At 72.6% G+C, this 12,564-nt stretch carries 9 protein-coding genes; 4 read left to right on the forward strand and 5 right to left on the reverse strand.

Annotated features, from left to right (window positions below; genetic code table 11):
- Nucleotides 1–23: 23 nt before the first annotated feature.
- Nucleotides 24–3,443 (reverse strand): DUF11 domain-containing protein, encoded by a 3,420-nt coding sequence (locus I847_RS0110140; RefSeq protein ID WP_028049599.1) that lies wholly within the window; start codon nt 3,441–3,443, stop codon nt 24–26.
- Between the two features lie 81 nt (nt 3,444–3,524).
- Nucleotides 3,525–4,022 carry a DUF427 domain-containing protein gene (locus I847_RS0110145; protein WP_028049600.1) on the reverse strand — a complete coding sequence of 166 codons (498 nt, stop codon included), beginning with the start codon at nt 4,020–4,022 and terminating at the stop codon, nt 3,525–3,527.
- A gap of 94 nt (nt 4,023–4,116) precedes the next feature.
- Here I847_RS0110145 and I847_RS0110150 point away from each other — a divergent pair, with 94 nt between their 5' ends.
- Complete coding sequence (locus tag I847_RS0110150; RefSeq protein WP_028049601.1) at nt 4,117–4,581, forward strand: hypothetical protein; 465 nt, start codon at nt 4,117–4,119, stop codon at nt 4,579–4,581.
- A 21-nt stretch (nt 4,582–4,602) separates the two neighbouring features.
- On the opposite strand, the gene I847_RS0110155 is transcribed toward I847_RS0110150, so the two are convergent.
- Nucleotides 4,603–5,424 (reverse strand): tryptophan-rich sensory protein, encoded by an 822-nt coding sequence (locus tag I847_RS0110155; protein WP_028049602.1) that lies wholly within the window; start codon nt 5,422–5,424, stop codon nt 4,603–4,605.
- Between the two features lie 156 nt (nt 5,425–5,580).
- Here I847_RS0110155 and I847_RS0110160 point away from each other — a divergent pair, with 156 nt between their 5' ends.
- Nucleotides 5,581–9,342 (forward strand): fibronectin type III domain-containing protein, encoded by a 3,762-nt coding sequence (locus tag I847_RS0110160; RefSeq protein WP_155856101.1) that lies wholly within the window; start codon nt 5,581–5,583, stop codon nt 9,340–9,342.
- 38 nt (nt 9,343–9,380) lie between these two features.
- On the opposite strand, the gene I847_RS0110165 is transcribed toward I847_RS0110160, so the two are convergent.
- Together I847_RS0110165 and I847_RS0110170 are read right to left on the reverse strand one after the other, a co-directional pair.
- A complete protein-coding gene (locus I847_RS0110165; RefSeq protein ID WP_028049604.1) occupies nt 9,381–9,794 on the reverse strand; it encodes a cupin domain-containing protein in 414 nt (137 codons plus the stop codon).
- A 41-nt stretch (nt 9,795–9,835) separates the two neighbouring features.
- A complete protein-coding gene (locus I847_RS0110170; RefSeq protein WP_028049605.1) occupies nt 9,836–10,855 on the reverse strand; it encodes a zinc-dependent alcohol dehydrogenase family protein in 1,020 nt (339 codons plus the stop codon).
- 143 nt (nt 10,856–10,998) lie between these two features.
- Here I847_RS0110170 and I847_RS0110175 point away from each other — a divergent pair, with 143 nt between their 5' ends.
- Nucleotides 10,999–11,883, forward strand: coding sequence for a helix-turn-helix transcriptional regulator (locus I847_RS0110175; RefSeq protein ID WP_028049606.1), 885 nt, complete (start codon nt 10,999–11,001; stop codon nt 11,881–11,883).
- On the forward strand, nt 11,880–12,488 hold the full coding sequence (locus I847_RS23095; RefSeq protein WP_051274740.1) for a sugar O-acetyltransferase: 609 nt from the start codon (nt 11,880–11,882) through the stop codon (nt 12,486–12,488). The genes I847_RS0110175 and I847_RS23095 overlap by 4 nt, the downstream gene beginning before the upstream one ends.
- The last annotated feature ends 76 nt before the right edge of the window (nt 12,489–12,564 follow it).

Raw genomic sequence — 12,564 nt, forward strand, 5'->3', positions numbered from 1 at the left:
TAGCCGGACCGGCGGTGCCGATGTCAGGCAGTACGCCGGCCGGTCGCGCCTCCCGCACCCGGGCTGCGCCTGACCGAGCGGGCCGGGCCCGGCCGAGCGAACGAACGAACGAGGACCGCGCAGATCCCGGCGAGCAGCGCCAGCAGAGCGAGCCCCGCCAGGCGGGCCCCCTCCCATCCGCTGCTCGCGAGCGGCTGCGCCGGCGCGCCGGCGGCCAGCACCTCGGCGGTGTAGGTCGCGACCGCCTTCTGGCCGTAGGCGTCGGTGACCTCGAAGGTCACCGGCGTCGCCGTCCCGACGAAGCCCAGGACCGGAGTGAAGACGAGCGCACCCGTCGCCGGGTCGATCGTGTAGGTGCCCTCGCCGGGAAAGGTCACGCTCGTCACCGCGGAACCGCTCGAGTCGAGCAGGGTGGCCGACCCACCGACCGGAACGGCGACGACGTGGACGGGGCTCTGCGGCACTCCGGACGGACCCGTCGAGGTGAGGCCGGCCGCCGTCGGCCCGGCCGGCGGCGTCACGACCGGTGCGTAGCGGCCGTCGGCGACCTGGCCGTACGCGTCGACGACGCGAACGACGACGGCGGGCGGCGTGCCCTGGAACCCGAGCACGGGCTCGAACACGACGACGCCATCGGGGCCGAGGGTGTACGTGCCGGCAGGGGTCGTGACCGACGCGACGGCGTTGCCGTGGCTGTCGACGAGCGTGACCGAGCCGCCGGCCGGCACCACGGGCGTCCACGTCTGCGGCGCCGTGCCGGTGCCGGTCGTCGTACCAGCGGGAGCCGTCGTGGCGGGAGCCACGACTCTCGGCGTGTAGGTGCTCGTCGCCCGCGTCCCGTATTCGTCGGTCACCTGGAAGTCCACGGGCTGCGGAGTGCCGGCGAAGCCGCTCACGGGGACGAACGTGATCGTGCCGGTCGCGCCGTCGAGCGTGTAGCTGCCACCGGTGACCGTCAGGGACGTGGTCGGGTTGCCGTTCGCGTCGAGGAGGGTGACCGAGCCGTGCACCGGCACGGGAACCGCGAACTGCTGCGGATCGGTCCCGGTGCCCCGAGTCGTGCCTGCGGGCGGCGCGGGCAGCGGCGGCACCACCACGGTCGGGGTGTAGGTGCCGGTGGCGGTCTGTCCGTAGGCGTCCGTCACGCGGAACGAGGCAGGGTCGGCCGCACCGTCGAACCCGGGCACCGGGATGAAGGCGAGGACGCCCGTCGCCGGGTCGAAGGTGTACGTGCCCTGCCCAGGCATGATGACGGAGGTCGCCGGGTCACCTTGAGCATCGACCAGGGTGACGGTGCCTGACGTGGGCGGCGTCAGCGTCACCGACTGCACGGCGGTGCCGATGCCGCTGGTCGTCCGCGGAGGTCCCGCAGGCCCCGCGGGCAGCAGGACCGTCGGGGTGTAGGTGCTCGTCGCGGTCTGGCCGTACGCATCGGTCAGCTGGTAGTTCACGGCCGAGGCCGTCCCCGTGAACCCGAGGCGTGGCGTGAACGAGAGCGTGCCGGTCGCGGGGTCGACCGTGAACGTGCCGTCAGCAGAGGTCACGGAGGTGGCCGGGCCGCCCTCGGCGTCGAGCAGCCGGATCGAACCGGAGACCGGTACGGAGACGACGCTCGCCGACTGCGTCGCCGTGCCGTAGCCGACCGAGGTCCGCGGCGCGGCGCTCGGACCCGCCGGGATGGTGACCGTCGGCGTGTAGGTGCTCGTCGCCGACTGCCCGTAGGCGTCTGTCACGCGGTAGTCGACGGGCTCGGCCTCGCCCACGAAGCCCAGCGCGGGCGTGAACGTCAGGACGCCGGTGGTCTCGTCGACCACGAAGGTTCCGGCGCTCGTCGTGAGCGTCATCGCCGGATCGTCGTCCGCGTCGAGCAGCGTTGCGGTGCCGCCGGTGGGCACGCTGAGGGTCACCTGCTGCTCGGAGGTGCCGGTGCCGGTGGACGTGAGCGGTGCGGCACCTGGGCCGGCGGGGCTCATCACTGTCGCCGTGTACGTGCCACCGCCGATCGTCTCGCCCGACGGCGACGTGACGGTGTAATCAGCCGTCGCGGAGCCGGTGAACCCGAGCTCCGGCGTGAAGGTGAGGATGCCGGAGACGACGGTGAACGTCCCGCCGGGCACCGTGAGCGTCGTGACGGGCGTGTCGTCGTCGAGCAGTGCCAACGTGCTGCCCCCGGGGACCGTGACTGTCTTGGTCTGGGCTGCCGTACCGGCTCCGCTCGAGACGAGCTCGGCCGGTGTCGTCGTGATCGTCAGGGTCGACGTCGTCGTCACCGGGTCGAGCTCGTTGCCGACGACCGTGATGGTGCTCGTCGCCGTGGCGCCCGCTGCCGACGGCGCTGTGGCCGTGAAGTCGTACGTGTCGGAGTCGCCGTCGGCGAGCGGTCCGCTCACGCACTGGACGACACCGGACGTCGTGGTGCAGCCGCTCGGCAGCGTCAGTCCGGTGACCCCTGTGGGGACGGGGAAGGAGAACGTGCCGCCCGACGAGCCGCCCGGGCCCTCGTCCGTGAGCGTGACGGTCCAGCTGATCGCGTCGCCCGGCGCCACCGTGGGCGGCGTCGTGACCGCCGCTGAGAGGTCCGTGGGCGACGACGGCGTCGTCGTGCCGTCGTTGTTGCTCGTGGCCGGGCCGACGATCCGTGAGACCAGCGCGACCGTGGGCGCGGCTGCGGTGGGGTTCGTGACGGCGACCTGCGTGATCGTGCCCGTGGCGTTGTGCGAGAACCCGAGGTTCCCGTTTCCGTACGTCCATGCCGCTCCGTAGCCGCTGCCGCCTGTGCCGTCGGCGGTGAAGAGGCTGCCCGTCGCGATCTTCGTCACGGTGCCCGTCGGGCTGATGCGGACGAGGTCCTTCGACGTGTTCTCGACGCCCCACAGGTAGCCCTGGAGCCAGGTGAAGTCGATGACGTCCGCGTTCTGCGTCAGCGCCACGGACGTCACCGTGCGGGTCGTGGCCGACATGTCGATCTTGTAGAGGGCCGACGTCGCGGAAAGGGGCTTGAGGAAGAAGGTGTCGGCGTAGCCGCCGTCGCCGAACGCCCCGGAGACCACCTGGGTCGGCATACCCGTGACCGCTCCCAGGTCGGTGGGCGCACCGAGGCTGTCGACCTGCACGAGGTGCCCGGTCGCGGACCCGCTGAATCCCACCGCGTACAGGTAGCCGTCGGCGGTGCGGTAGCCGAGGGCGTTGTACTGGTAGGCGGCCTGCGAGCCCACCGTGACGATCTGGACGCCGCCCGCTCCCGCGTTCGCGAGCCGCGACTGGGCGACGCGCCGCATCGTGGTGTTCGTGTCGCCGGTGATCACCTGGGAGATGAACACCGTCGGGTAGGCGGGCGCGACGGGGGCGGCGCTTGCGCCGATCCCGAGGCCGGTGGCAAGGAGCGCCGTGATACCAGCGATCGCGGCGCCACGGAGCAGCGGCGTAGAGCGGGGGGTGCGCACGGCGATCTCTTCTCAGTCCGGGGTCATCGACACCATCGGCGCCCGCACCACGTTGTTGAGGGCTCGCAGGAGTCGGCAACCTCACCAGCCCAAGGTGCCCGGCCCGCCCTTGAACGGTCCGACGACGCTCGAGGTGATCCAGCCGCCGTAGAAGCCGCCGTCCTGGGCCTGGACGACCTCGCCGTCGACCGTGCACCGGTCCATCGCCCCGGGCATGACGGCGATCGCCCCGGCGAGCACCTCAAAGCCTGCCGCTGGTTCCGGATACGTCCACCCTGCGCCGGGCGCCACGACCGACCCGCCGAGGATGTCGACGTACGCCGCCTGCCCTTTCCACTCGCACCAGGAGGCTCCGACGGCAGGGCGCACCGACCCGTCGGCGAACGCCGAGCGCGGCAGGTAGTACGTCGGCGGGTGGCTCGTCTCGAGCACGCGCCACGCGGACGAGGTACGCGCGACCACCTGGCCGCCGAGCTCGATGACGAGCTCGGCGGTGCACGGCTCGACACGCGGGGGGCGCGGGTAGTCCCAGACGGACTCCTGCCCGGGTGCGGGACGGACCGGCTCGGGACGCGGCATGCGATCGACGGTACGTCGACGCCAACACCCGCGCAGCGGCTCCACGTCCTTCGTCGGCCGCGCGGGTTCGCCCGGTCCGGGTGACGATGGGGCGATGAGTCCGTCGCCGGACGGTCCGGACGAGGACCACACCGCCCCCGCGGGGGTCTCCGAGGAGCTGGTCGAGGCGGTCGGAGGCGTCACCGCCGCCTTCGAGGTGATCGAGCACGCACGCGGGATGCTCTACGCGTTCCACCGGCTCGTCGGCCGGGCGGACAAGGAGCTCGCCGAGGCCCTCGATCAGCTCGAGTCCGCCGGGCGGCCCGACCTCGCCGAGGCGTTGCGGATCGGGGTCGTCGGACGCAACGTGCTCGACGGGCGCTGGACGTTCCAGCTCGTCGAGGAGTTCGACTCCGGGTACTACACGGCGTTCGCCGACGCCGAGCGGTCCGTCCGGGACGCGACGATGGGCGGCCGCCGGCACGTCTTCGAAGCGCAGCTGAAGGAGCGCGAACGGACGCGCGGACGCGCAGGGCACGAGGCGCGCCCCGCGGCGCAGCACGAGCGGGAACCGGAGTGACCCGCACCTACGGCGTGCGCCTCAGCGGCGGCGCGCGACAAGGGAGGTGACGATCGGCGCGAGCAGGGCGATCCCGGCCGCCACGAACGCGGCTGTCGCGACCGTCCGGTCCAGCACAGGGCCGTTGGCGCGGCCCAGGCCGATCCACGCGAGGCCCCACGCCATCGCCACGCCGATCGGCAGGATCACCGACGGACGAGTGCGGCCGAACACCGCATAGGCGACCGCCAGCGCGGCGGCGGCCCCGAGCACGATCACGGACCAGGCCGTCGCGCCGAGCCCGAGCTCGCCCACGTCGGCGACCGTGAGGAACGCGGCGATGTTGGCGAGCGACGCGACACTGACCCAGCCGAGGTACAGACCCATGGTCACGTCGGTGATCAGGGACGTCGCGGACCCGGTGTGCGGGAGGCGCACGAGCCGGACGAAGACCACCGACAGGACGGCGAGGAGCGCGAGGATGACCACGACACTGCCGCCGACCGAGCCGGCCTGCACGACGCCGATCCACAGTGCGTTGAGCAACATCGACGCCAGCACCCACCACGACACCGCACGCAGTCGTGGGTCGGCGCCCCGAGAAGGCAGGGCCTGCACGACCGCGAAGACCCCGAGACCCAGGTAGATCAGCGACCAGATGGAGAATGCCGGCGTGTCGGGCGCCAAGGGCGTGGCCGTCGCGGACAGGGCGCCGTCCGCGGCCTCCGCGATGGGCTGGCCGCCGAACGCGCCGGAGCCGACGGCAGCCCCGCCGATCGCGACGATCGCGCCGACGAGGACGGTGACCTGTCGGACCCGGTCGCGGGAGGTGGCCGTGGCGCGGGTGTCGAGGGCGGTCTCCATGGCGCCATCGTGCCAACCCTCGGCCCTTGAGCATCTCGAGGGACAGACGAGTTGTGCGGCGTCGCCTACCCCGACGAGTGATTTCCGCGGCGTCGTGGGGTGAATATCCCGTTCGACACCGGTTTGGGTGGGTATGTCGCCCCTACGGTTGGCGCCATGGCTCCGTCGCCCCAGTCAGCGCCCAGCTCTCGTCGTGCGGTCGCGGGGGTGATGGTCGCGGTGCTCGCGCTGGCCACGGCCCTCGTCGTCTCGGTCTCGGCCCTACCCGCGGCCGCGGTCGACGCGACCTGCGACTGCGTCGAGGTCGGCCCGTACCAGGCTCCCGACGCGGTCGAGCCCTTCGTCCCGGACGCGCTGACCGGGCTCTCCGCGCCGAGTGGTGCGCGCTACCACCTCGACGCGGACTCGGTCGCCGGCGGCATCCACCTCACGGTGACCCGCGTCGCGGGCGGCGCGACGGTGCTCGACCTCGTCACGACGCTCACGCAATGGGGATTCAGCCCGGACCAGGACGCCCTGCTGCTGACCGGGGAACAGGCCGGGTTGCAGGTGGTCGAGCTGTACCAGCTCACGCGGCCCCAAGCGCAGGCCCGGGTCTACAACCGCAGCGTGCAGACGGGCGCCGACGGCTTGTCCTTCAGCCCGCACGGCGAGTTCCTGGTGGACACGTACATCATGACCGGCACGGCCGACCACGTGGTGCAGCGGGTGCTCACCACCGCCGACGGCACCACCCGTCACCTGTCGGAGTACTCGTTCGCGATCCAGGAGGCCGCGGGCGACGAGTTCGGGGCCGTGGCGTTCGGCTTCAGCCCGGACGACGACGAGTTCTTCCGTGCGTACGTCAGCGGCCCGACGACGGTCGACCCGCTCGTCGTGAACCTCGAGACGACGGCGGCGTACAGCCTCGGGACGATCTCCGGCGGGATCGCCTGGTCCTTCAGCCCGTGCGGCTCGATGCTGGCCCTCCGGTACGACGCGCCAGGTGCGCAGCAGGCCGTCGTGCTGCGCGACACGGGCAGCGGGGACATCGCCTACTCGGGCCAGCACCCGCTCGCGGCGACGAGCCTGCAGACGACGGCGACCAAGCACGTGCTGACGGTCGGCGGCGTGGTCACCGAGATGGCCGACGTGGTGGCGCCCTCCCCGGACCGGTGCGCCCCGCGCTGGCCCGGGGCCGCGCTGACGGCCGACGCGATCACCGACGCGTCCGCGCGCCTCACCTGGACCGCCGCGGTCGACGCTGCAGGCGTCACGCAGTACCGCGTGCTGAGGGAGGGCTCACCCGGGTCGTGGACCGAGGTCGGCTCGGTGCCGGCGTCCGCGACCGCGTTCGTCGTGAGCGGTCTCGCCGCCGACACCGCGTACCGGTTCGCCGTCGAGGCGCGCGACGCGGCCGCGAACTGGTCCACGGACGGGCCGACGGTCGACCTCCGGACCCTCACGGCAGGCCCGCGCTGGCGCGAGGGGTCCCAGCTGTGCGCCGCGCCGCAGTCCGGCACCGTCGTGAGGCTGTGCTGGCCGAAGGCCTGGGACGGCGACCCCGTGAGCGCCTACCGGGTGCTGGTCGACGGCGCGCAGGTGGCCGAGGTCCCCGGCACCATCCGGCACTACGACGTCCCGGGGCTGACCGCCGGGTCGACCCACGAGTTCCGGGTCCAGGCGGTCGCACCGGACGGCCGCGTCACGACGGACGGGCCATCGAAGACGGCGACGACCTTCGGCTTCGGCGCGGGACCCACCGGAACGCTCAGCGGCGAGGTGTGGGTCGACATCGTGGAGAACGGCAGGCATGACGCGCTCGAGCACGCGATCCCCGGCTACCTCCCTGAGATCGGTGCGTACCGGGTGGGCGCCGGCGGGCTGGTGCTGGAGACCCGGGGGACGACGGCCAACGGCGACGGCACGTGGTCCATCGCGGACATGACCGTCGGCAGCTGGGTCGTCGTGCTGAAGGCGCACAACGGGTTCAAGGGCTGGGCGCAGACGACTCCGGCCAACCAGCAGCCGCACGTCGTCACGGTCGGCGCCACGGGCGTCACCGGCGTCGACTTCGGCGTGCGCTTCGAGGACTACAGCTTCCCCGAGGGCACCCTGCCCCGGACGGCCAGCATGGCCGTCAGGTACTTCGAGGACCTCGACGCGAACGGGTCCGTCGACTCCGGCGAACCCGGGGTGCCGGGCAAGCAGTCGAGCTGCACCTACCTCAACACCTTCGGCGGGTCCGCCTACTGCAAGGGCGTCTCCGACGCGAGCGGGGTGGCCCGGAGCGACGACCTGTGGCCGGGCGTGTACCTCGTCTTCGCCGGAAGCTGGCCTGACGGCTGGTACCCGACGGCACCCGGCCGGGAGTACGTGGTTGTCACCGGAGGCGACGGGGTGGACTGCCCACCGGACCCGGTCGCGCCGTCGGCCTCGTTCGGCGCCGTCGCGGGACACGCCGTGATCAGCGGCGACGTCTGGGTCGACGCCGACGCCGACGGCGTGCGTCAGCCGGGCGAGCTGCCGTTCCAGGACTATGCGACGGTCTGCGCAGAGGGCGCGGCGATCACGCTCTGCGACCACGCGGTCGACGGCGCGTACGCGATCGAGAACCTGCCGGCCGGCACGTACCAGGTACGTGTGCGCACCGGCGACGGCGCCACGACCTGGCGCCAGTCCTACCCCGCGGGGGGTGCCGCGTACACCGTCGTCGTCGGGTCGGCGGGCGAGGTCACGGGTCGGGACTTCGGCATGGACCCGAGCGGCTTCGCGCGGGTCGTCGGGTTCGTGTGGCACGACGCGGACGGCGACGCGACGCGCGATCCCGACGAACTCGGGCTCGCGGGCGTCGAGGTGTGCGCGTCCGGGAACCAGCCGGTCCGGTGCGCGACCACGGACGCGACCGGGGCGTACGCCGTGGAGCGCGTGGTGCCCGATGCCGCTGTCGACGTCTTCGTGCCCACGCCGCCGGACGGGCTGTGGCCCACCTCGTCGCCCCAGGTGACGGTCGCGCTAGGCCAGGGCCAGACGGCCACCCAGGACTTCGGGTTCGACGAACCGTCGGTGCGCGCCCCGTCGGCGCCCACGAGCGTCGTCGCGGCGCCTCGGGCGGGCGCGGTGCGCCTGACCTGGGCGTCGCCCCAGGACGACGGCGGCGCAGCGGTGACGAACTACGTCGTGCAGCGCGCGACGACATCGGGCGGGCCGTGGACCACGGTGCCGCACCCGACGTCGACCGCGGCGTCGTTGACCGTCAGCGGGCTGACCAACGGCACGAGGTACTGGTTCCGCGTCGCCGCGGTGAACGACGCCGGGACCGGGGCGTGGTCGTCGGTGCGGTCCGCGACGCCCCGCACGGTGCCGGGCAAGGTCACGCGCCCCACCGCCACCGCGCTCGTGCGCTCCGTGAAGCTGACCTGGTCGCTCCCGGCATCGACGGGTGGCGCGCCGATCCGCGACTACGTGGTCCAGCGCGCCACCGCCGCCGGCGGTCCATGGGTGACCGTCACGGACGGCGTCACCACCACCCGCTCGGCGACCGTCGGCTCGCTGACCAACGGCAAGGCGTACTGGTTCCGGATCGCCGCGGTGAACGACGCCGGGACCGGGGCGTTCTCGTCGGTGGTGTCGGCGACTCCCCGCACGGTGCCGGGTAAGGTCACGCGCCCGGCCGCCACCGCGCTCGTGCGCTCAGTGAAGCTGACCTGGTCGCTCCCCGCGTCGACGGGTGGCGCGCCGATCCGCGACTACGTGATCCAGCGCGCCACCGCCGCCGGCGGTCCATGGGTGACCGTCACCGACGGCGTCAGCACCACCCGCTCGACGACCGTCGGCTCGCTGCGGACCGGCACGGCGTACTGGTTCCGTGTCGCGGCGGTCAACGACGCCGGGCGGGGCGCTTGGACCTCCACGACGCTCAAGGCGACGCCCCGATAGCGTCGCGGCGGATTCCCGGTGCTCGACCGACCTGGCATCTACCTCCGTCCCGACGGGCTGCGGCCGTAGTCGTCGTCGGACACGTGCTCGAGCCAGGTGACGACCTGGCCTTGCTGGTCCGCCTCCTGCATCGCGACGTGCGCCATGAACCGGTCGGTGGTGGCCCCGTGCCAGTGCTCCTCGCCGGGCTCGATGTAGACGACGTCGCCAGGACGGATCTCGCGGATCTCGCCGCCCCGCCGGGCGACGTAGCCGATGCCGTCGGTCACGTAGAGCGTCTGCCCCTTGGGGTGGGTGTGCCAGGCGGTGCGCGCGCCGGGTGCGAACCGCACGTGGGCACACCCGATCGCGGTCTGCGCGTCGGGGTTTCGGATGGTGTCGATGTACACGGTGCCGGTGAACCAGTCGGCGGGTCCTGCGGCGGTCCGCCCGCCGCTCTCAGTGACGATCATGGGCTTACTTCCTTCCATCAAGCAGCGGGTCGATCCGGGGGTCAGACGGTGAGCAGCACCTTGGTGGCGCGGCGCTCGTCCATCGCCCGGTAGCCCTCGGCGGCCTGCTCGAGGGGCAGCGTGAGGTCGAAGACCTTGCCGGGGTCGATGGCGCGGTCCCAGATGAGCTTGATCAGCTCGGGCAGGAACCGGCGCACCGGCGCGGGTCCGCCGTGCAGGTGCACGCCGGAGAAGAACAGCTCCTCACCAGGCAGCACGACCTCGTGGGACACGCCGACGTACCCGACGTGGCCGCCCGCCCGGGTGGCACGGATGGCCTGCATCATCGACTCCTGGGTGCCGACCGCCTCGATGGTCGAGTGCGCGCCGAGCCCATCGGTGAGCTCCTTGATCCGCTCGACGCCGGCGTCGCCTCGCTCCTCGACGATGTCGGTCGCGCCGAACTCCCGGGCCAGGGACTGCCGGTCGGCGTGCCGCGACATCGCGATGATGCGCTCGGCACCGAGCTGCTTGGCGGCGAGCACCCCGAGCAGACCCACGGCGCCGTCACCCACGACGGCGACCGTCTTGCCGGGGCCGACCTCGGCGGCGACGGCGGCGAACCAGCCGGTGCCGAGCACGTCGGAGGCGGCCAGCAGCGACGGGACCAGGTCGTGGTCCGGCATCGCCGGGGTCGCGACGAGGGTGCCGTCGGCGTGCGGGATCCGCGCGTACTCCGCCTGGGCGCCGGGGACCGCACCGGGTCCGCGGTGCACGCAGTGGGTCTGGTAGCCGGCCCGGCAGATCTCGCACGTGTTGTCGGAGGAGAAGAACGTCCCGACGACGAAGTCGCCGACCCTGATCTCGACCACGTCTGCGCCGACCTCCTCGACGACGCCCACGTACTCGTGGCCCATGGGCTGGTGATGGACGTCGTCGGCGCCGCGGTAGGGCCACAGGTCGGAGCCGCAGATGCAGGTCGCGGCGAGCTTGATGACGGCGTCGGTCGGCTCGACGATCGTCGGCCGCTCGGTCTCGTCGACCCGGACCTCGCCGGGGGCGTACATGACGACTGCGCGCATGGTGGTGATGCCTCTCTGTCGGGTAACGAAACCAGCGAACCGGACGGCTCGCGCGCCGGGGAGTCCCTGACGTGGGGTGTACCCGCGGTACACCCCACGTCGTGGACTCCCTGGACGGCGGCCTCCGGCCTACCGTCGTGACCATGGACAACCGATCGGACGTGCGCGAGTTCCTCATGTCGCGGCGCGCGAAGGTCAGCCCCGACGCCGTCGGCGTCATCGGCGGGACCAACCGCCGGGTGCCGGGCCTGCGCCGCAGCGAGGTCGCGATGCTCGCCGGGGTGAGCGTGGAGTACTACGCCAAGCTCGAGCGGGGTGCGATCGCCGGCGCCTCGGCCTCCGTCCTCGAGGCCGTGGCCCGGGCGCTGCAGCTCGACGACACCGAGCGCGCGCACCTGTTGGACCTGGCCCGCGCGGCCGACGGGGTTCCGTCGTCCGGCCGTGCGCGTCGTCGGACGGCTCGCTCGTCCGTGCCGCGGCCGAGCCTTCAGTGGACGCTGTCGGCGATCACCGACGGGGTTGCGTTCGTGCGGGACCAGCGCCAGGACCTGCTCGCCACCAACGCGCTCGGCCGGGCGTTCTACTCCCCGGTGATCGGGGACGGTGGCCGCATTCCGAACCTCGCCCGCTTCCAGTTCCTCGACCCCGCGGCCCGCGACTTCTACCCGGACTGGGACCTGTTCGCCGAGATGTGCGTCGCGATCATGCGCGCCGAGGCCGGCCGCGACCCGCACGACAGAGGCCTCCAGGATCTCGTCGGCGAGCTCTCGACCCGCAGCGACACCTTCCGCCGGCTCTGGGGCGCCCACGACGTCCGCACCCATGGCGCCGGAACGAAGCGGTTCCACCACCCGGTGGTCGGTGACCTCACCCTCGCGTACGAGGAGCTCGCCATCACCGCGGAACCCGGCCAGGTGCTGATGGTCTACACCGCCGAACCCGGCTCACCGTCGGCCGAGAACCTGCACCTGCTCGCTTCGTGGGCGACCGACCACGCAGGCACCCCCCAGGAGAGGAGCACCAGGTGAACCTTCAGGACTTCGTCGACCACGTGCGGACCGGAGCCGTCATCGAAGGCGGCTCCGCGCAGCACACGTTCCAGCACGAGAGCGCCCAGGCCGCGCTCCGGATCACCGCGGAGCTCAACAGCGGCTACCGCACCCCGGAGGAGGTCCGCGAGCTGCTGTCCCGGTTGACCGGAAGGCCGGTGCCTGAGTCGGTGACTCTCTTCCCCCCGTTCTACTGCGAGTTCGGCAAGAACCTGGTGCTCGGGGAGGACGTCTTCGTCAACATGGGCTGCACCTTTCAGGACGCCGGGGGCATCACAATCGGGGACGGCACGCTTATCGGGCACGGCAGCACCGTCGTCACCCTCGACCACGCCGTCGACCCTGCCCGTCGGGCCGACATGGTCCCGGCACCCGTCGTGATCGGCCGCAGGGTCTGGCTGGGCGCCAGCGTCACCGTCGTGCCCGGCGTGACGATCGGCGACGGTGCGATCGTCGGCGCCGGCGCCGTCGTCACGAAGGACGTGCCAGCCAACACCATCGTGGCCGGCGTACCAGCCCGACCGATCCGCTCAACGGGGTTCGACGCCTCCGAGTCGAGCCCGGTCTGGAGTCCCGCGCTCTGACCGGCGCAGCCCGATCACTCTGAGAGTCGTGCGCCCGTGCGTCACAGCCGAAGGCTCGGTGACCGACCCGAAGCAG

It is taken from the genome of Cellulomonas sp. URHD0024, from assembly GCF_000426185.1.
Taxonomy (GTDB): Bacteria; Actinomycetota; Actinomycetes; order Actinomycetales; family Cellulomonadaceae; genus Cellulomonas.